Source organism: Bradyrhizobium sp. RT6a (assembly GCF_040547675.1).
Lineage (GTDB): Bacteria > Pseudomonadota > Alphaproteobacteria > Rhizobiales > Xanthobacteraceae > Bradyrhizobium.
Genome location: NZ_JBEPQC010000003.1, coordinates 368,596 through 388,993 on the forward strand (window position 1 = coordinate 368,596; position 20,398 = coordinate 388,993).

Below are 20,398 nucleotides of genomic sequence, written 5' to 3' on the forward strand. Positions count from 1 at the left end.
CCCTTACGCCAGGCAGCGGAACAGCAGCGCCGGATCGCGCTCGGGATCGATACGCAACCTGATCCCGCCCCATTCGATGCGGGCCTGTTCGCCGGTGAGGAGGTTTTCGAGTGCCGACACATGGTGTCGCTTCCCGCCGGCGTCAACCGTGACGTCGGCGAGCGGCAACCAGAACTCGCGAACGTCGCGCGAGAGCGCAACCACGGCCACGACGATGTTGGCCGGGCCGGTCGCTTCCTTGACGAAGGCGATCGTCTCGCCGTCTTCGATGCCGAGGAAGCGCAGGTTCGCCGTCTGCTGAAGCGCAGCATTCTCATTGCGGATGCGATTGAGCTCCGTGATGTAGGCCTTGATGTTGCCGGGCTTGTTCCAGTCGCGCTGCTTGATCTGGTATTTCTCGGAGTCGAGATATTCCTCGCGGCCGGGGACCGCGTCGTGCTCCAGCAACTCGAATCCGCTGTAGACGCCGTAACTGCCGGACAAGGTCGCCGCCAGCGCGACGCGGGATTTGAACGCCCATGTCTCGCCGCCCTGGAGATGATAGGGCAAAAGATCGGGCGTGTTCACGAACAGGTTCGGCCGATAGAATTCACGTTCGGGGTAGCGCGTCAGCTCGCCGAGATATTGCTCCAGCTCCCACTTTGCCGTGCGCCAGGGGAAATAGCTGAACGATTGTGCAAAGCCGAGCTTGGCGAGCCCCTTCATCAGCTTCGGGCGCGCGAACGTCTTGGAGAACAGGATCACCTCGGGATGCCGGCGGCGGATGTCACGGATCAGCCACTCCCAGAAAGCGAGCGGCGCGGTGTCGTGATTGTCGATGGCGAAGATGGTGACGCCGTGGTCGATCCAGAACAGCATGGCGTCGCGAAACGCATTCCACAGTCCAGCCCGGTCGAGGGACGTGAAATCGGGGATGACGATATCGGAATAGGGGCCGTCAGCCGTCCGCACCGAGCGGTCCGGCCGCCATTTGAACCATTCCGGATGCTGCGTCAGCCACGGGTGGTCCGGCGAGCATTGCACGGCGAAGTCGAGCGCGAGTTCGAGGCCGTATTCCAGGCAGGTCGCGACCAGCGCGCGAAAATCCTCGATCGTGCCGAGTTCGGGGTGCAGCGCATCGTGCCCGCCCTCGATGGCGCCGATCGCATAAGGCGAGCCGGAATCGCCGTCGCCCGCTACCGGAGCATTATTGCGGCCCTTGCGCCGGCTGCGGCCAATGGGATGGATCGGCGTGAAGTAGAGCACGTCAAAGCCCATCGCGGCGATGTCGGGCACGCGCGCTATGCAGTCGCGGAGTGTGCCGTGCTGTCCCGGCACCGCGCTCTGGCTGCGCGGCATCATCTGATACCAGGCGCCGAAGCGTGCCTTGTCGCGGTCGACGAACAGTGGGAATAGCGCCGAGCGCGTGAGGTCGGGCCGCAACTGGCTCTCCGCCATGGCTGCGCCGAGCTCGGTTGCCAGCAGCGGGGCAACGTCGCCGGTCTGAAGATAGTCCTCGCATTGCCTGACGATGAGAGCGGCGGCGTCCTGCTGCGCGCCATGCGCCTTGGTCAGGAGGCCGGCGCCCTCGATCGCATCGAGCGTGACGTCGGCGCCGGAGCGCTGCTTGCGCGCGACCGCGTGCGACCACGTCGCGAACTCGTCGGTCCAGGCTTCGATCGCATAGACATATTTGCCGGGCTCGACGGGTGTGAACGCGCCGGACCAGCGGTCATTGCCGTGAGGGATCATCGGCTCGCTCTGCCATTCGCGGTCCTGCTCCTGTCGCCAGATCAGCGCTGCGCCGATCACGGCGTCGCCGTCGCGGTAGATGTCGGCCCAGACCTCGACCGGTTCGCGCGCAATCCGCTTCACGGGGAAGCGCCCGCCGTCGATCAGGGGATAGACGTCTTCGATGAGGAAAGTGCTGCCCGCTGCGGCACTCTCGACAGTTTGAATTGTCTTGTTCACGGTGATGCCATTGACAAGAAAGCAGGAGCCCGTTTCCCTTGCCGGGAACCTACGCTTGATACCACTATAGAAAGCCGCTTGTGTGTCATTGGTTCCGTTGGGAACGGCAGGCGCGGCTCGCGAGTTAACCCTGACTAACCTCTTCCGCGACCTCGTTAAAATCGATGCCCCCGGCCAAAAAATGGCCTGCAAGCTGCGTGCCGAATGGATCTTTTAGCTCAAGCCCGGATCAAGGGCGTTCAATCCGAATTCGTCGATGCCCTCGGAAAGCTGCGGGTCACCGATCCCGTGGCCCTCAAATCCATCCTCGACGCCCTGCCGGAGAAGCGGGTTTACCGCTTCGTCAGCGGGCCCGTGGTGGTACGCGCCTTGGGACATCCGCGCACCGAATTGACGACGATCGGTGCGCCGCCGCTCAAATGGAAGATCACGGGCAACGGCAATTTGATCGCGCAAGGCGAGACGCGCGAGCCCGTGATTGCCTGGCCCGCCGGCCTGCCGCTCGGCTATCACCGCCTGACGCTGACCGATGCCGAAGGCGTGACCGAAGAAGTGCCGATGATCGTGGCGCCGGAGCGGGCCTTTGGCGGCGATTTCGACCGCGGCTGGCTGCTTGCCGTGCAGCTCTACAGCGTCCGCTCGGACCGCAATTGGGGCATCGGCGATTTCACCGACCTCGCAGGTCTCGTCCGGCTCGCCAAGCAGTTGGGGGCTGACGGCGTCGGGCTCAATCCCCTGCATGTGTTGTTCGACGACCATCCGGCCGATTGCAGCCCCTATTCGCCGAACAGCCGGCTGTTTCTCAATCCGCTCTATATCGACGTCGAGGCGATCCCGGAATTTTCCTCCGACCTCGTCCCCGACGCGGCCGCGACCGCCGCGCGGCTCCGTAAAGGCGATCGTGTGCCCTATCCAGACATGGCGGCCTTGAAATGGTTGGCCTTGCGTGCCGCCTTCGACAGCTTCGTGAAAACCGCGAGCGGCGTCCGCCGCAACCAGTTCGACGCCTTCCGCGCGGCTCGCGCGCCGCTGTTGTCCCGCTTTGCCTGTTTCGAGGTGCTCCGTCATCGCTTCGCGGCGCCGTGGTGGGAATGGCCGATGGAATGGCAGCAGCCGGACGAGGCGAAATGCGCCGAGCTGCGCAGCGGGCCCGACAAGCACGAGGTCGAGTTCGTCGAATTCGTGCAATGGACCGCCGATAGCCAGTTGCATGCCGCCAAGGAGCTGGCCGGCCAGCTCGGCATGCGGGTCGGGCTTTATCTCGACGTTGCCGTCGGCGTGCAGTCGAACGGCTTCGATGCCTGGAACGAGCAGGGGGCGATCTCCCGTCATCTCGCCGTCGGCGCGCCGCCGGACGTGCTCAACACCGTCGGCCAGGATTGGGGCCTCGCCGGCTTCAATGCCGGCGGCCTGGAGGCGCAATCCTTCGTGCCGTTCGCCGATATGCTCGCGGCTTCGATGCGCCATTCCGGCGCCATCCGTCTCGACCACGTGCTGGGCCTGAAGCGGCTATATCTGGTGCCGCGCGGCTTCAAGCCCGACAACGGCGCCTATGTACAGATGCCGTTCGAGGCGCTGCTGGCGACCGTGGCGCGCGAGAGCGCGGCCCATAAGTGCATCGTGATCGGCGAGGATCTCGGCACGGTGCCGGAAGGTTTTCGCGAGACCATGCAGGATTTCGGCATCTGGTCCTACCTCGTCATGATGTTCGAGCGCGACGATGCCGGTCACTTCCGGCCCGTCGACCACTACCGGCCCAACGCGCTGGTGACGCTGAACACGCATGATTTGTCGACCTATGCCGGCTGGCGCTCCTTCAGCGATCTCAAGATGAAGCGCTCGCTCGGGCTCGATCCCGGCGAGAACGATCAGGCCCGCTGGGATGCGCTCGGCTTGCTCGACGAGATCCTGCGTGCCAACGGCATCCGTGCCAATGATGTCTATTCGGTGCTCGCCTTCCTGTCGCGCACGCCGTCGCGGCTGCTTGCGGTGTCGCTGGAGGATCTGCTCGGCGTGATCGACCAGCCGAACATTCCCGGCACGATCGACGAGCATCCGAACTGGCGCCAGCGCCTGCCTGTGACGCTCGACAAGATCGCCTCGAAAGTCGATCTCGCGGCTTTGAAGGCCGCCACACGGGAACGCTCGTTGCCCGGCGGGCGTTGATCGCCGGGTCGTCCAGGACGCCGTTTTCGAGGCTCGCACGACATTGTCTCAGAGGATTGAGGACTATGCGCTGATCGGCGACTGCGAGACCGCGGCGCTGGTCGGCCGCAACGGCTCGATCGACTGGCTGTGCTGGCCGGCCTTCGATTCCGACGCCTGCTTTGCCGCGCTTCTCGGCACGCACAAGAACGGCCGCTGGCTGATCGCGCCGGGCGAGGACGTCACCGCGACGTCGCGCCGCTATCTCGGCGACACCCTCATCCTCGAAACGCGCTTTGAGACGAAGAGTGGCACCGTTGCTCTGATCGACTTCATGCCGCCGCGCGGCAAGGCCTCCGACATCGTGCGGCTGGTCCGTGGTGTGAGCGGCACGGTGAAGATGCGGATGGAGCTCGTGATCCGCTTCGGCTTCGGCGTCGACATCCCGTGGGTGCGGCGGATCGACCATTCCCTGCTGGCGGTCGCCGGGCAGGACATGACCGTGCTGCGGACGCCGGCGAAGACGCGCGGCGAGGATCTGACCACGGTTTCCGATTTTGAGGTGAAGGCCGGCGAGACCGTGCCGTTCGTGCTGACCTACGGCCCCTCGCATCTCGAGCCGCCGCCGTCGATCGACCCGGAGCTCGCGCTCCAGGAAACGGAAAAATTCTGGCAGGACTGGTGCAGCCACTGTAATCGCGATGGCGACTATCGCGACCTGATCGTGCGCTCGCTGATCACACTCAAGGCGCTGACCTTCGGTCCGACCGGCGGCATCGTCGCGGCGCCGACCACCTCGTTGCCGGAGAAGCTCGGCGGCGCCAGGAATTGGGACTACCGCTTCTGCTGGCTGCGCGATGCCACCTTCACGCTGCTGGCGCTGATGAACTCGGGTTACACCGAGGAAGCCTCGGCCTGGCACAATTGGCTGTTGCGCGCGGCGGCGGGCTCGCCGGCGAACATGCAGATCATGTACGGCATCTGGGGCCAGCGGCGGCTGCTGGAATGGGAGGCGACCTGGCTCGACGGCTACGAGGGCGCGCAGCCGGTGCGCGTCGGCAACGCCGCGCATGCGCAGCTCCAGCTCGACGTCTACGGCGAGCTGATCGACGCCTTCCACCAATCGCGCATGGCCAAGCTCAAGCTGGATGATGAGACGACCTGGGCGCTCGAATGCGCCGTGCTCAAGCATCTCGCCGAAGTCTGGGACCAGCCCGATCACGGCATCTGGGAACGGCGTGGAGAGCCGAAGCACTATGTCTTCTCCAAGGTGATGACCTGGGTCGCCTTCGACCGCGGCATCAAGAGCGCCGAGACCTTCGGCTTCAAGGCGCCGCTGCTGCACTGGCGCACCTTGCGCGACGCCATTCATCGCGACGTCTGCAACCGGGGCTTCGACGCGGAGGAGAATGCCTTCGTGGAGTCCTACGGCTCGAAGCTGCTCGACGCCAGCGTGCTGCTGCTGCCGGCCGTCGGCTTCCTGGAAGCGTGGGATCCGCGCATTCGGGGCACCATCGCGGCGGTTGAAAACCACATGCTGCGCGGCGGCTTCGTGCTGCGGCACGATCCCCGCGAGGTGCCGGCGGGGCAACCGCCGCTCGAAGGCGCCTTCCTCGCCTGCAGCCTGTGGCTGGCCGATGCTCACGTGCTGTCGGGCGATCTCGACAAGGCGCAGATATTGTTCGATCGCGTGGTCGGTATCGCGAATGATGTCGGGCTGCTGGCCGAGGAATATGATTCAGGCGCCAAGCGTCAGACCGGCAATTTCCCGCAGGCGCTGACTCACATCGCGCTGGTCAACACCGCGCATAATCTGTCGGCGGCAAGGCAGGGCAGCCAGAAGCCTGCAATGCAGCGGTCGAAGTAGTGACCTAGGCGACTCCGTTCCGCTTCAAGATCATCTCCATCGCCTCAGCAAAACCGTCCTGCTCGTTGGACGCGGTGACGTGGGTCGCCTGGTCCTTGACGTTGTCGGCCGCATTGCCCATCGCGATCGAGGTGCCGCTGACGCGGAACATCGCGAGGTCGTTCTGCATGTCGCCGATGGTGGCGACTGCGTCCGTTGAAATGCCGAGGCGCTTGGCCATGGCTTGCACGAATGTGCCCTTGTCGAAGCCGGGCGGGGTGATGTCGAGATAATAGGTTTGCGAACGCACGGCGGTCGCCTCGCTGCCGAGCGCCTGCTGCATCGCCTTCTCGCAAGCTTCGAGGCCAGCTGCATCGGCGCTGGCGCCGACGATCTTGCAGGCGCTCGCAAGGTAGGGCGAGAAGTCCGTCACGATGGTGGGATCGGAGCGGATCGTGTGCTGCTCGTGAGCGACGTATTGGCCATCAGGCCTGTCGATCAGCCATTGGTCCGTGGTGAACAGCCAGATATCGGCGCCGAAGTCCCGGAGAATTTGCAAGCTTCGCTCGGCCGCGCCGGCCGGGATGAGATGCTGCTCGACTGGATTCATCTCGGGATCGACGATCGAGGAGCCGTTGAACGGGCCGACCGGCAGCCAGAGCGCCAGCGGCTCGATCAGGAAGCGCAAGCCGATCGCGGGGCGGCTCGACGTAATCGTGAAACCGATGCCGGCCTGGTGCAGCCGCTGCACCGCGGACCTCGCGCGGTCGGTCAGCGTCTTGTCCTTGGTCAGCAGCGTACCGTCGACGTCCGAGACGACGAGCGAGATTTTTGTCATGGCGGTCCCTTGGGTATTTGGCCTCAGCGTTTCGCGCCGCCCAGTTTCAACTGCCGCACCGCGCCGTCCACGATCGCTTCCACGGATTCGTCGATCGAGACGGTGATCACGTGCTCGCCAGCCTCCGGCGGCTCCAGCGTGTTGAACTGGCTCGTCAGCAGGCCGGGCGGCATGAAGTGCCCCTTGCGTTGCGCAAGGCGAGCGGCGATCAGCTCCTTCGTGCCCCTCAGGAACACGAAGCGAACGTCGTCGCGTCCGCGCAGGAGCACGTCACGGTAGGTGTGCTTCAGCGCCGAGCAGGCGATGATCACGTGCTCGCCCTTGTCGCAGACCCGCGCGATCTCGTCGGCAATGGCGTTGAGCCAGGGCCAGCGGTCCTCGTCGGTGAGGGGATGGCCGGCCCGCATCTTCTCGACATTGCTGGCGGGGTGAAAGCTGTCGCCGTCCTCGAATCGCCAGCCGAGGCGCTCGCCGAGGGCTTTTGCAACCGTGCTCTTGCCCGAGCCCGACACGCCCATCACGATCAATGCACAAGGTGCTTCAACGCCCGCCACGAATTCCCTCCGGAAGCGCGGCCTGGTCGACCAGCCAGACGGTCTCGCCATTCGAGCGCGCGCGTACAGCCGGCAGAGTCTCGCCATTGAGGAGGCGCGTCAAGATCGGCTGCTTGTCGTGCCCCGCTATCTCGAACAGCATTTCGCGGCAGGACGCCAGCGCGGGCAGGGTGAGCGAGACCCGCGGCACGAAGGGCGCAACATTGGCCTTGGGGACGCCGACCACCCAGCGTCCCGTCTCCTCGATGGCGGGGTAGCCGGGGAAGAGCGAAGCCGTGTGGCCGTCCGGGCCCGCACCCATCAAGACCATGTCGAACAGCGGCCGTGCCGGATCCAGGCGTGCAGTGCCGTAGAAAGACTGCAGCTCGCGCGCATAGGCCTCGGCGCTCTGATCAGGGTCGTTGGCCGCGGTCGGGATCGGGTGAACATGGCCGGAGGGCGCGTTGCGATCGAGGAAGGTCGCGCGCGCCACCGCCATGTTGTTGAGGGGATCGCTTTCGGGCACGAAGCGCTCGTCACCGATGAACCAGTGCACGCGCTCCCACGGGATCTTTTCGCGCCAGGCGTCGCTGCCCAGCAGCTGATAGAGCTTCTTTGGGCTGGAGCCGCCGGTCAGGCAGATCGCGATGCGCCCGGGATTGGCCGCGATTCGCGCCATCACCCGTTCGGCCGCGGCTTGGGCGAGAGCCTCGGCGTCGGGCTCGACGATCAGCTTCGGCTGTCCGGCCGCCGCCATCACGAAAACTTACGCCAGCTTCGGCCGTCGCGGCGGAGCAATTCATCGGCGCAGGTGGGGCCGTCGCTGCCGGCTTGATAGGTCTCGATGCCGTTGCTGCCCGCGTTCTTCCAGGCGTCCAGGAATGGCTGCACCGCCTGCCATCCGGCTTCGATGCCGTCGGCGCGCTGGAACAGGATGTTGTCGCCGATCATGCAGTCGTAGATCAGCGTCTCATAGCCGGTCGAGGGATCGGCCCGGAAATAGTCGCCGTAGCGGAACTTCATCTCGACGCCGTCGATGGTGACGCTCGGCCCCGGGATCTTGGCGTTGAACTGGAGCTCGATGGTCTCGGTCGGTGCGATGCCGATGGTGAGGAAGTTCTGCGAGAGGCGATCGACAGCCGTGCCTGAGAACATCGACAGCGGCGCCTGCTTGAACTTGATCGCGACCTCGGTGCGCTTGTGGCCGAGCGCCTTGCCGGTACGCAAATAGAACGGTACGCCGGCCCAGCGCCAATTGTCGATCATCAGCTTCAGCGCGACATAGGTCTCGGTGGTGCTGCCGGGCTTGACGTCCTCGGTCTTGCGATAGTCCGGGATCTCATCGTCGCCGACGCGCCCCGAGAGATATTGGGCGCGCACCGAGCTCTTCAGCGCCTCCTCTTCGCTCGGACGCTGAATCGAGGTCAGAATTTCGGCCTTCTCGGAGCGCACGGAATGGGCGTCGAAACGCGCCGGCGGCTCCATCGCGACCAGCGACATCAGCTGAAACAGATGGTTGGGCACCATGTCGCGCAGTGCGCCGGTGGCGTCGTAGAAGCCGCCGCGATGGCCGACGCCGAGCTTCTCCTCCACCGTGATCTGGATGTGGTCGATATGGTTGCGATTCCAGATCGGCTCGAACATGCCGTTGGCAAAGCGCAGCACCAGGATGTTCTGCACCGTCTCCTTGCCGAGATAGTGATCGATCCGGTAGATCTGGTGCTCGTCCATGATCTTCAGCAGCTCGCCATTCAGCGCGCGCGCCGAGGCGAGGTCGGTGCCGAACGGCTTTTCGATCACCAGCCGCCGCCACGCGCCGTTCTCCTTCATCATGCCGGTGCGGCCGAGCTCGCGCGCGGTCGGCGCGAACGCAGCCGGCGGGGTCGCGAGGTAGAACAGCCGGTTGCCGCCGGTACCTTCCGAACATTCCAGCTGATCGAGATGCGCGCGCAGGCGGTCAAACGACGGCGGGTCCTTGGCGTCGGCCTCGACGAAGGTGACGCATTGCAGGAGCTGCCGGGCGACGACGTCGTCTACGGGGCGGGTCGCGAACTCGCGCAGGCCTTTCATCAGGCTGTCGCGCAATTCGTCATCCGACTGGCCCTTGCGGGCCACGCCGACGACGCAGAATTTCTCCGGCAGCATTTTCTCGGCCGCCAGATTGTAGAGCGAGGGCATCACCAGCCGATGGGTGAGGTCTCCGGTCACGCCAAAGATGACGAAGGCGCAATTTTCCGGCTTGCGCTTTGGCTGCGGGTCTTTTGTCACGAACTATTGGCCTTCGCTTGTTACGTTTTACTTCGGCTCGCTATTTGCGCTTCGAAGCAGCCGGCTGTTTCGGCTCCTTGTGGCCGCCGAAGCCAGCTCGCATCGCTGAGAGAATTTTCTCGGCGAAGGTGTGTTCCTTGCGGGAACGGAAACGTGCGAACAGCGCCGCGGTCAGGACTTCGGCCGGCACGGCCTCGTCGATTGCGGCGTTCACGGTCCAGCGTCCTTCGCCGGAATCGTCGACGAAGCCGGAATACTCTGTCAACGCCGGGCTGTCGGCGAGTGCGGTCGAGGTGAGGTCGAGCAGCCAGGACGGGATCACGCTGCCGCGCCGCCACACTTCGGCGATATCGGCGAGATCGAAATCGTAACGATGATCCGCCGGCAAGGCGTCGATGTTGGCGTTCTTGAGGATATCAAAACCTTCGGCGTAGGCCTGCATCAGGCCGTATTCGATGCCGTTGTGGATCATCTTGACGAAATGACCGGCGCCGACAGGGCCGGCATGGATGTAGCCCTGCTCGATGCGGGGATCGCGCCCCTCACGTCCCTCGGTGCGTGGAATGTCGCCGGCGCCGGGCGCGAGCGCGGCGAAGATCGGATCGAGCCGATCGACCACCTGTTTCTCGCCGCCGATCATCATGCAATAGCCGCGGTCGAGGCCCCAGACGCCGCCGGAGGTGCCGACGTCGACATAGTGGATGCCACGCTCCTTCAGCGCCCTGCCGCGACGGACGTCGTCCTGCCAGAACGTGTTGCCGCCGTCGATGATCACGTCGCCTTCTTGCATCGCGCCCGCGATCGTATCGATCGTGGTCTCGGTGATGTGGCCGGCCGGCAGCATCACCCAGGCCGTGCGCGGCCGCTCCAGTTTCGAAATGAACTCTTCGAGCGTCGCCGAGCCGACCGCGCCGTCTGCGGCAAGTCCCGCGACGGCCTTGGCGTCCTTGTCGTAGACCACGGTCGAATGTCCCTGGCGCATCAGGCGGCGAACGATGTTGCCGCCCATCCGGCCGAGGCCGATCATGCCGAGTTGCATTTGAGGAATTCCCTTAATTCAGTGCGTCGTTGAGCGCCGCATTGAGCGCCGCGAGACCCTTCTTGAGCCCACCCTTCAGGTGGACCCGCAGCGCGCGCCGGCCGCGCTCGGTGAGCACGTCGAAGTCGCCGCGCGCCTGCGCGGCCTTGATGACGCCGAAGCTGGCCTTCTGACCCGGCACCGGCAAGTCCTTGGCATCGTCGGCGGTGATCTGGAGGAACACGCCGCTGTCGGGGCCGCCCTTGTAGGCCTGTCCTGTCGAGTGCAGGAAGCGCGGTCCGAACTCGGCGCAGGTTGCGACATGTCGCTTCTCGCGGACTTCGAGCCGCATGGCCTGGAGTGCGTCGATCGTCGCCTTGTCGCGGGCGATGTAGCCGAGCAGGGCGACGTAATCGCCATGGTTGGAGCGCGACAGATGCGCTTTCAGCCATGAGGTGAGGTCGCCGTTGGCGCCGGCGGCGCGTAGGGCCGCGGCATTGGTCTCGTCGGTGTAGAGATCAGCCTCGGTGGTGCTGACCACCGGCCGTTCGGCCGGCAGCGAGCCGGTCTTCTCGAACGACGCCGTGAGCTCCCGGGTCTTGATCTTGGCCGCTTCCACGTCCGGCTGGTCGAACGGGTTGATGCCGAGGATGCTGCCCGCCACCGCCGTTGCCATTTCGAAGCGGAAGAACTCCTGGCCGAGATGGTCGATCGACTTCATCACGATGCGCACGACGGGATGGCCGGCCGCTTCGATCGCAGCAAGCTGTGAGTCATGGGCGGCGTCCGCTTCGCCCTCGATACGGATGTCGATGAAGAGCCGGTCATTGCCGTAGACCGCGGGCTCGCCCAGCGGCTCGCCGTCGATCGGGATCAGGCCCTTGCCGTCCTTGCCGGTCGATTCCGCGATGAGCTGCTCGGCCCAGGCGCCGAAATCGGCGATCTTCTTCGACGACAGGATCGTCACCTTGTCGCGGCCTTCGAGGGCTGCATGGCCCATGGCAAGGCCGAGCTGCACGCCGGGGTTCTCGGCTGGCGGCACGTCCGGTCCGCAGGAGCGGGCCATCGCAAGCGCATGCTTGACGAAGGTCTTGATATCGATGCCCGCGGTTGCCGCCGGCACCAGGCCGAACGGCGAGAGCACCGAGTAGCGTCCACCGATGGAGGGCTCGCCGTGGAAGATGCGCGCATAGTTCAGCGTCTTCGCCGCCTTTTCCAGCGACGATCCGGGATCGGTGACCGCAATGAAGCGATGGCCGGTCTTGACCTTCGGCCCGACCGCCTGCGCGACGCGCTCGTGGAAATAATCCTTCATCGCATTCGGTTCGGTGGTGCCGCCGGATTTGCTGGAGACGATGAACACGGTGTTGGCGATGTCGATCCTGGCCTCCATTGCCCGCACCTGCGCCGGATCGGTGGAATCCAGCACGTGCAGCTTCGGGAACCCGGGCTTCTTGCCGAAGGTCTCGGCCAGCACCTCCGGCCCGAGGCTTGACCCGCCCATGCCGAGCACGACGGCGTCGGAAAATTTCTGGCCTTTCACGCGGCTGGCATAATCCTCATAGTCGGCGACGTCGGCCTTGGCGGCGCTGTCCAGCCAGCCGAGCCATTTGTCCTCGTCGGTGCCGGTCCAGACCGATCTATCGCGCTGCCACAGCCGGCGGATCTTTGCCGACGCGCGCCATTCCTCGGTGCTCTTGGCCACGGCCTTGCCGAGACCGTCGCCGAGCGAGAGAAGTTGGCGGTCGATCGCGGGCCCGAGCACGGTGGCGCGCTTGTGGGCGACCGCGCCATAGAGCTTGTCGGCGGCATCGGCAAACTGCCTGACGCCGTCCTTGACGAGCTCCTCGGTGATGGCGTCGAGCGAGACGCCGGAGCGCTCCAGTTCTTCCAGCACGCGCCTGGCGTCGTCGACATTCTCTTCCAGGCTGTCGCGCGGCGTGCCGTGGTCGCGGAACGCATCCAGTGTCGCCGGCGGCACGGTGTTGATGGTGTCGGGACCGATCAATTCCTCGACATAGAGGACGTCGCTGTAGTCCTTGTTTTTGGTGCCGGTCGAGGCCCACAGCATGCGCTGCGGTTTGGCGCCTTTGGCCGCGAGCTTGTCCCAGCGGGGACCCGAGAAAAGCCGCTTGTAATCCTGGTAGGCGACCTTCGCATTGGCGATCGCGACCTTGCCTTTCAGCGCAGCGAGCCGTTCCTTTTCGCTCGGATCGTTGGCGCGGGCGATCTTGTCGTCGAGCTGCTTGTCGACCACCGAGTCGATACGGCTGACGAAGAAGCTCGCGACGCTCGCCACGTGCGAGGGGTCGCCGCCACCTGCGACGTATTTCTCCAGACCGGCGAGATAGGCCTCGGCGACCTGCAGATAGACGTCCCTGGAGAACAACAGCGTGATGTTGATGCTGATGCCGTCGCCGATCAGGGTCTCGATCGCCGGCAGGCCCTCCGGCGTTGCCGGCACCTTCACCATCAGGTTCTTGCGATTGACGTCCTTCCAGAGCCGCCGCGCCTCGGTGACCGTGCCGCTGGTGTCCATCGCCAGATAGGGCGAGACTTCCAGGCTGACATAGCCGTCGCCGCCCTTGAGGCGGTCGTAGACCGGGCGCAGCACGTCGGCGGCGTTCTGGATGTCCTCGACCGCGACGGCCTCGAACAGGTCGGCGACCGACCGGTCGCCGCGCTTCAACGCCTTGCCGATCGGCGCGTCGTACTCGTCGGAGCTGCCGATCGCTTTCTCGAAGATCGAGGGGTTGGAGGTGATGCCCTTGACGCCGTCGGTGTCGATCAGCCGCTTCAGGTCGCCCTTGGCGATGAAGCCACGGGCCAGGAAGTCCAGCCAGACGGCTTGTCCGTGCTTTTCCAGTTCTTTGACGGGATTCATGATGCTAATTTATCTCCAAGCCTGCGGGCGAGGGGTTTCCGCGCCGGTCCTGACGCGCTATCCTCTAGCTTACATGCTTCCTTGAGGGAACCAATCAAGGGTATGGGCGTCATATCCTCCAGTGTAACTCCGTCGCGATCATGGCGATCCGCGTAGAGGGAGCCGAGTTGCGTAGATGGGTCGTTGGCCGCGAGGAATCGGCCATGCCCTTGTCGTGTAACGCCAGCTGCCTCGCCTCGCCGCTAGCGGCTGCGCGGAGTACTCATCAGCGGATTCCGGTCCGCCTGATGCATTGTGGCTCGGTCGCGAATGGCCATGCTGGGGGAAGGCATGCAAGCACATCATGACCGTCCGGCGCTCGCTGTTACAGACAGCCCCCAATCGGTCACGTCGACCGGATGCGTCGATGCGTCCCACGATCTCGAAATCGGTCCATGTACGACCCGACTGCGGCTGCTGGTCGTAGCGGGCTTCGCCATGACGCTGCTCAGCGCAACGCTCGCCTTGGGCTGGTGGAATGCTTTTGGCCATTACGACACGATGGTCGGCTATGCCGGCGTGGTGGTGTTCGCCCTGATGACCGGTGGGCTGATCTGGGTGCTCCCCGCCGAACGGGGATCGGTGGTGATCGTCACCCCCTACGGCATTCGCGATCTCCGCATCGGCAATGAATTTCTGCTGTGGGACTCGATCGCGGAGATTTCGGCTGCAGAACGCCGCGGGCGCAAGGTGATCGTGCTGACCCCGACGCCGGCTCTGCAGCGGCAGCTCAGCAGCATCCGCGGCTTGGCCCGCTGCGTGAGGGACGACCGCATCGTCATCCAGTCGGATGGCCTGGCGACCGATTTTGATACACTGCTGCGCACTTGCCGCGACTGTCACGCCGCCAGCGGTCCACGCACCGCATTGCAGCAGGAAGATGAACGCGGCACACAAGGCTTCGCCGTACAAGCGTCATAAGATCGCCGTTCGCAGACGGCTATGATGCAGTGCCGGATGAACGCATCCCCGGTAATGCCCGGATGTTGCGAGCGAGTGACATTTTCTGGAAATGAGCCAATATAGACAAAGATTCGCTCAAATATCAGGCAGGTGCCTGTTCGTAACTCACCCTGTGCCTACGTTGTGCGTTGCGCCGAGAAGGCGCCCGGGTGTCGAATGATCGTCATGTGCTCACGCTGATTCGAGAGTGGCGCTAAGGAACGGTCCGGTCGCTGCTTTCGTTCAATTGTGTAGCGGAACTCACGCGGAGAGGGATCATGTATAACGATTCTCTATTCAACGCTTTCGCTAAGTCGTTCGAGGCGAGAAGCCAACACGACATGTCGATGGCGGAATATCTGGAATCGTGTCGAAGCGATCCCATGAAATACGCGAACGCGGCCGAACGACTGCTAGCAGCGATCGGTGAGCCCCAGACGATTGACACGGCCAAGGACCCACGCCTTGGCCGTATTTTTTTGAACCGCACGATCCGCACCTATCCGGCCTTCGCCGGCTTCTACGGCATGGAGGAAACCATCGAGCGCATCGTCGGTTTCTTCCGTCACGCGGCGCAGGGCCTCGAAGAGCGCAAGCAGATCCTGTATCTGCTCGGTCCGGTCGGCGGCGGCAAGTCCTCGCTCGCCGAGCGGCTCAAGTCGCTGATGGAAGTGCATCCAATCTACGTGCTCAAGGCCGGCGACGAGCTCTCGCCCGTGTTCGAAAGCCCGCTCAGCCTGTTCGATCCGGATCAGCTCGGCCCGATGCTGGAAGAGAAATACGGCATTCCGCGCCGCCGTCTCACCGGCCTGATGAGCCCGTGGTGCTACAAGCGGCTGGAAGCCTTCGGCGGCGACATTTCCCAGTTTCGGGTCGCAAAAATCCAGCCGTCGCGGTTGCGCCAGATCGGGATCGCCAAGACCGAGCCGGGTGACGAGAACAACCAGGACATCTCCTCGCTGGTCGGCAAGGTCGACATCCGCAAGCTCGAAACCTACGCGCAGAACGATCCCGACGCCTACAGCTATTCCGGCGGCCTTAATCGCGCCAACCAGGGCGTGCTCGAGTTCGTCGAGATGTTCAAGGCGCCAATCAAGATGCTGCATCCGCTGCTCACCGCGACGCAGGAAGGCAACTACATCGGCACCGAGAATATCGGCGCGATCCCGTTCACCGGCGTCATCCTCGCGCACTCCAACGAGGCCGAGTGGTCGAGCTTCAAGGCCAACAAGAACAACGAAGCCTTCATCGACCGCATCTGCGTGATCAAGGTGCCTTATTGCCTGCGGATCACGGAAGAGCAGAAGATCTACGAGAAGCTGATCCAGGGCTCCGAGCTCGCGGCCGCGCCTTGCGCGCCCGCGACGCTGGAGACATTGGCGCGGTTCTCGGTGATGTCGCGCCTGCGCAAGCACGAAAATTCCACGACCTACGCCAAGATGAGGGTTTACGACGGCGAGAGCCTGAAGGAGACCGATCCGAAGGCGCGCAGCGTCCAGGAATATCGCGATGCCGCCGGCGTCGACGAGGGCATGGACGGTGTTTCCACCCGCTTTGCCTTCAAGATCCTGGCTGCGACCTTCAACCACGATCCGCAGGAAGTCGCCGCCGACGCCGTGCATCTGATGTACGCGCTGGAGCAATCGATCAAGCGCGAGCAGCTGCCCGAGGAAATCGAGAAGCGCTACCTCGAATTCATCAAGGCCGACCTTGCACCGCGTTATGCCGAGTTCATCGGCAACGAGATCCAGAAGGCTTATCTCGAATCCTACTCGGATTACGGCCAGAACCTGTTCGACCGCTACGTCGACTACGCCGACGCCTGGATCGAGGATCAGGATTTCAAGGATGCCGACACCGGCCAGCTGCTTGATCGCGAACTCTTGAACCAGGAATTGACCAAGATCGAGAAACCGGCGGGCATCGCCAACCCGAAGGATTTCCGCAACGAGGTGGTCAAATTCTCGTTACGGTCGCGCGCCCAGAACGGTGGCAAGAATCCGACCTGGATCTCCTACGAGAAGATTCGCGATGTGATCGAAAAGCGGATATTCTCCCAGGTCGAGGACCTGCTTCCGGTCATCTCCTTCGGGTCGAAGAAGGACGGCGAGACGGAGAAGAAGCACGGCGAGTTCGTCGCACGCATGGTGGAGCGCGGCTACACCGAGCGTCAGGTTCGCCGGCTCGTCGAATGGTACATGCGCGTGAAGCAGGCCGGTTGAGGCGGATGGAAAAGTGCCGATTCACATTATTGACAGGCGCCTGAATCCAGGCGGCAAGAGTCTCGAGAACCGGCAGCGGTTCTTGCGTCGGGCCAAATCCCTGGTGCAGGGCGCCGTCAAGAAGACCTCGCAGGAACGCGACATCAAGGACGTCCTGGAGGGTGGCGAGGTCACCATTCCGCTCGACGGCATGCATGAGCCGCGTTTCCGCCGCGACGGCGGAACGCGCGACATGGTGTTGCCCGGCAACAAGAAGTTCATCGAGGGCGACTATCTCCAGCGCTCCGGCCAGGGCAGCGCCAAGGATTCCGGTCCGGGCGAAGGCGACAGCGAGGACGCCTTCCGCTTCGTGCTCAGCCGCGACGAATTCGTCGATCTCTTCCTCGATGATCTCGAACTTCCCGATCTCGCCAAGCGCAAGATCGCGCAGACCGAGAGCGAGGGCATCCAGCGCGCCGGCTACACCACGTCGGGCTCGCCATCCAACATCTCGGTGAGCCGCACGGTTCGGCGCGCAATGGCGCGCCGTATCGCGCTCAAGCGTCCCAGCAAAGAGGAGATCGAGGAGCTGGAATCCGCCATCGCCGCATGCGCGGATGAGGACGAGCGTCTGGTGCTGATGGCCCAGCTCGAAAAACTGAAGGCGAAGTCCAAGCGCATTCCCTTCATCGATCCGCTCGACATCCGCTATCGCCGCTTCGAGACGGTGCCCAAGCCCGTTGCCCAGGCCGTGATGTTCTGCCTGATGGACGTGTCGGGCTCGATGTCCGAGCACATGAAGGATCTCGCCAAGCGTTTCTACATGCTGCTCTACGTGTTCCTGAAGCGTCGCTACAAGCATGTCGACATCGTCTTCATCCGCCACACCGATCGCGCCGAGGAGGTGGACGAGCAGACCTTCTTCTACGGCCCGGCTTCCGGCGGCACGCTGGTCTCAAGCGCGCTGCAGGCCATGCACGAGATCGTGCGCGAACGCTTCAGCCCGTCGGACTGGAATATCTACGCCGCGCAGGCCTCCGACGGCGACAATTCCTATTCCGACGGCGAGCTCGCGGGCATGCTGCTGACCGACAAGATCCTGCCGGTCTGCCAGTTCTTCGCCTACCTCGAGGTCGGCGAGTCCGGCGGCAGCGCCTTCGATCTGTCCGATTCCTCGCTCTGGACCCTCTACGAGCGCCTGCGCAACAGCGGCGCGCCGCTCTCGATGCGCAAGGTCAGCGAGCGCAGCGAGATCTTTCCGGTTTTCCACGATCTGTTCCAGCGCCGCGACACTGCCCAGGAGAAAGCCGCTCCATGACGGAACGCTTGTTCGAAGGCGCCGATTGGGATTTCCACACCTTGCAGCGCATCACGGATGCCTGCGAGGAGGTGGCGACGAAAGATCTCGGGCTCAACGTCTATCCGAACCAGATCGAGGTGATCACCGCCGAGCAGATGCTGGACGCCTATTCGTCCGTCGGCATGCCGCTGTTCTACAAACACTGGTCGTTCGGAAAGCACTTTGCGTATCACGAGGCCTCATACCGCAAGGGCCTGATGGGGCTCGCCTATGAGATCGTGATCAACTCCTCGCCCTGCATCTCCTACCTGATGGAGGAGAACACGGCGACGATGCAGACCCTGGTGATCGCGCACGCCGCCTTCGGCCACAATCATTTCTTCAAGAACAACTATCTGTTCAAGCAATGGACCGACGCCGACGGCATCCTGGACTATCTGGATTTCGCCAAGAACTACGTCATGCAATGCGAGGATCGCTACGGCCGCGTCGAGGTCGAGCGCACCCTCGATGCCGCGCATGCGCTGATGTCGCACGGGATCGACCGCTATCCCGGCAAGAAGAAGCTCGATCTCCGCGCCGAAGAGAAGCGGGCAGGGCGCCGCCGCCAGCATGAGGAGGAGGTCTTCAACGACCTCTGGCGCACCGTGCCGGCGGGAAAGAGCAAGACCCGGTCCGCGCTCAGCATCGAACGCCGCCGCAAGCTGCTCGGCCTGCCGCAGGAAAACCTGCTGTATTTCCTCGAGAAGAGTGCGCCGCGGCTGGCGCCCTGGCAGCGCGAGCTGTTGCGCGTCGTCCGACACATCGCGCAATATTTCTATCCTCAGAGCCAGACCAAGGTGATGAACGAGGGGACGGCGACCTACGTCCACTATCGCATCATGACCAAGCTGCATCAGCAGGGCCGCATCAGCGACGGCAATTTCCTCGAATTCCTGCAGTCGCACACCAATGTCGTATTCCAGCCCGAATTCGACGACCAGCGTTTTTCCGGCTTCAATCCCTATGCGCTCGGCTTCGCCATGATGCAGGACATCGAGCGCATCGTCACCAGTCCGGAAGACGAGGACCGCGAGTGGTTCCCGGACATCGCTGGCAAGAACGACGTGATGGGCGTGATGCGCGACGTTTGGGCCAACTACCGCGACGAGAGTTTTATCGCCCAGTTCCTGAGCCCGAAGCTGATGCGGCACCTCCGCATGTTCCACTTGCACGACGATCCCGAGGAACGCGCCGGCATCCGGGTCGACGCCATTCACGACGAGCGCGGCTTCCGCCGCGTCCGGCGCGAACTGGCACGGCAGCACGATGTCGGCTACATCGACGCCAACATCGAGGTGGTCGACGTCGATCTCTCTGGCGACCGGCGGCTGATCCTGCATCATCATGTCATCAAGGGCGCGCAGCTCAACGAGACCGACGCCAAGCGCGTGCTCCAGCATCTGGCCGATCTCTGGACCTACGACGTCGCGCTGATCGAGGTCGACGCCAACGACAAGGTCCTGCGCGAATATGTCGTGAGCCCCCGCCCGATCACCGCGGCGGCCTGACGCTGCTGACAATGCGGAGCAATGCGCGTTGATGTGCCCTCGCCCCTTGTGGGAGAGGGCGGCGACGCCGGGAGACACAAGCTCGCTGCGGTGAGGGGTATCTCTCCACGTTTCCTGTGCCGATAGAGACCCCTCATCCGGCGCTTCGCGCCACCTTCGCCCACAAGGGGAGAAGGAAAGCGTTCTTGCTCTACAACGGCTGTTTTATCCGGAACGTTTCGCTGGCTTCTTCTTGGCTTTCGACGCATTCAGCTCCACGGCCGCGCGGATCAGCGCCTTCAACGCCTTCTCGTTGATCTTCTCGCCCTCGCGAAAATCGATCGCGCGCCGCACATTTCCCTCGAGGCTGGAATTGAACAGGCCCGACGGGTCCTCCAGCGCCGCGCCCTTGGCAAAGGTCATCTTCACCACGGCCTTGTAGGTCTCGCCGGTGCAGATGATGCCGTCGTGCTCCCACACCGGCACGCCGCGCCACTTCCATTCCTCGACGACATCAGGGTCGGCCTCCTTGATCAGGGCACGGATTCGCCCGAGCATGTCGCCGCGCCAGTCGCCGAGCTCCTTGATCCTGCCGTCGATCAGCTTGGAGGGCGACGGTCCATTCGCGTCCTTCTTTGTCGGGGTCGCGGCCTTTGTCACGATCGCGCCTCCTGTCGCGTGCCGTCGCCCCGGCCGAGATAGGGCTGCGCGAACATATAGAGCCCGGTCGCGAGCAACGGGATCAGCGGGACCAGCGCGAGGAAACCGATCCAGATGGCCTGGAGCTGCATGGTCATGGCGACGATGTTGGCGATGACGGCCAGCGTGAAAGCGATCGACAGCCAGCGATGGATCTGCCGAACCCACATGCTTCCGGTCAATGAAACCTCCTCTTGAGATGATCG

General features: G+C 63.9%; 15 protein-coding genes. 6 read left to right on the forward strand and 9 right to left on the reverse strand.

Annotation, left to right across the window (positions count from 1 at the left end; translation table 11 throughout):
- Positions 1 to 3: 3 nt before the first annotated feature.
- Complete coding sequence (locus ABIC03_RS19745; RefSeq protein WP_354060261.1) at positions 4 to 1,950, reverse strand: maltotransferase domain-containing protein; 1,947 nt, start codon at positions 1,948 to 1,950, stop codon at positions 4 to 6.
- Between the two features lie 204 nt (positions 1,951 to 2,154).
- On the opposite strand from ABIC03_RS19745, the gene malQ reads away from it, so the two are divergent.
- Together malQ and ABIC03_RS19755 are read left to right on the forward strand one after the other, a co-directional pair.
- Positions 2,155 to 4,116, forward strand: a complete 1,962-nt coding sequence (malQ, locus tag ABIC03_RS19750; RefSeq protein ID WP_354060264.1) for a 4-alpha-glucanotransferase — start codon at positions 2,155 to 2,157, stop codon at positions 4,114 to 4,116.
- A 43-nt stretch (positions 4,117 to 4,159) separates the two neighbouring features.
- Positions 4,160 to 5,962: a glycoside hydrolase family 15 protein gene (locus ABIC03_RS19755; RefSeq protein WP_354060266.1), complete on the forward strand. Its 1,803-nt coding sequence runs from the start codon at positions 4,160 to 4,162 to the stop codon at positions 5,960 to 5,962.
- Between the two features lie 4 nt (positions 5,963 to 5,966).
- On the opposite strand, the gene ABIC03_RS19760 is transcribed toward ABIC03_RS19755, so the two are convergent.
- Genes ABIC03_RS19760 through ABIC03_RS19785 form a run of 6 tightly spaced genes read right to left on the reverse strand, consistent with a single transcriptional unit; the run spans position 5,967 to position 13,482 of the window.
- Positions 5,967 to 6,779: an HAD family hydrolase gene (locus ABIC03_RS19760; protein WP_354060268.1), complete on the reverse strand. Its 813-nt coding sequence runs from the start codon at positions 6,777 to 6,779 to the stop codon at positions 5,967 to 5,969.
- A gap of 23 nt (positions 6,780 to 6,802) precedes the next feature.
- Positions 6,803 to 7,333 (reverse strand): gluconokinase, encoded by a 531-nt coding sequence (locus ABIC03_RS19765; RefSeq protein WP_106945853.1) that lies wholly within the window; start codon positions 7,331 to 7,333, stop codon positions 6,803 to 6,805.
- Positions 7,320 to 8,069, reverse strand: coding sequence for a 6-phosphogluconolactonase (gene pgl / locus ABIC03_RS19770; RefSeq protein WP_354060271.1), 750 nt, complete (start codon positions 8,067 to 8,069; stop codon positions 7,320 to 7,322). The genes ABIC03_RS19765 and pgl overlap by 14 nt, the downstream gene beginning before the upstream one ends.
- On the reverse strand, positions 8,069 to 9,580 hold the full coding sequence (gene zwf / locus ABIC03_RS19775; protein ID WP_354060273.1) for a glucose-6-phosphate dehydrogenase: 1,512 nt from the start codon (positions 9,578 to 9,580) through the stop codon (positions 8,069 to 8,071). The genes pgl and zwf overlap by 1 nt, the downstream gene beginning before the upstream one ends.
- Before the next feature lie 40 nt (positions 9,581 to 9,620).
- Positions 9,621 to 10,619 carry a phosphogluconate dehydrogenase (NAD(+)-dependent, decarboxylating) gene (gene gnd, locus ABIC03_RS19780; RefSeq protein ID WP_354060275.1) on the reverse strand — a complete coding sequence of 333 codons (999 nt, stop codon included), beginning with the start codon at positions 10,617 to 10,619 and terminating at the stop codon, positions 9,621 to 9,623.
- A gap of 13 nt (positions 10,620 to 10,632) precedes the next feature.
- On the reverse strand, positions 10,633 to 13,482 hold the full coding sequence (locus ABIC03_RS19785; protein WP_354060277.1) for a bifunctional transaldolase/phosoglucose isomerase: 2,850 nt from the start codon (positions 13,480 to 13,482) through the stop codon (positions 10,633 to 10,635).
- Between the two features lie 309 nt (positions 13,483 to 13,791).
- Here ABIC03_RS19785 and ABIC03_RS19790 point away from each other — a divergent pair, with 309 nt between their 5' ends.
- From ABIC03_RS19790 to ABIC03_RS19805, 4 genes are all read left to right on the forward strand, one after another.
- Positions 13,792 to 14,442 (forward strand): hypothetical protein, encoded by a 651-nt coding sequence (locus ABIC03_RS19790; RefSeq protein ID WP_354060279.1) that lies wholly within the window; start codon positions 13,792 to 13,794, stop codon positions 14,440 to 14,442.
- A 299-nt stretch (positions 14,443 to 14,741) separates the two neighbouring features.
- The gene (locus tag ABIC03_RS19795; RefSeq protein WP_275169273.1) at positions 14,742 to 16,685 is read left to right on the forward strand and encodes a PrkA family serine protein kinase; all 1,944 of its coding nucleotides are present in this window, start codon (positions 14,742 to 14,744) and stop codon (positions 16,683 to 16,685) included.
- Between the two features lie 19 nt (positions 16,686 to 16,704).
- On the forward strand, positions 16,705 to 17,982 hold the full coding sequence (locus ABIC03_RS19800) for a YeaH/YhbH family protein (RefSeq protein ID WP_179950138.1): 1,278 nt from the start codon (positions 16,705 to 16,707) through the stop codon (positions 17,980 to 17,982).
- A complete protein-coding gene (locus ABIC03_RS19805; protein ID WP_354060281.1) occupies positions 17,979 to 19,514 on the forward strand; it encodes a SpoVR family protein in 1,536 nt (511 codons plus the stop codon). Before ABIC03_RS19800 ends, ABIC03_RS19805 begins: the two co-directional genes overlap by 4 nt.
- 204 nt (positions 19,515 to 19,718) lie before the next feature.
- Here ABIC03_RS19805 and ABIC03_RS19810 read toward each other — a convergent pair whose 3' ends face one another.
- Positions 19,719 to 20,153, reverse strand: coding sequence for a DUF1801 domain-containing protein (locus ABIC03_RS19810; protein ID WP_354060283.1), 435 nt, complete (start codon positions 20,151 to 20,153; stop codon positions 19,719 to 19,721).
- Positions 20,150 to 20,362 (reverse strand): hypothetical protein, encoded by a 213-nt coding sequence (locus ABIC03_RS19815; protein ID WP_502916936.1) that lies wholly within the window; start codon positions 20,360 to 20,362, stop codon positions 20,150 to 20,152. Before ABIC03_RS19815 ends, ABIC03_RS19810 begins: the two co-directional genes overlap by 4 nt.
- Positions 20,363 to 20,398 lie beyond the last annotated feature (36 nt).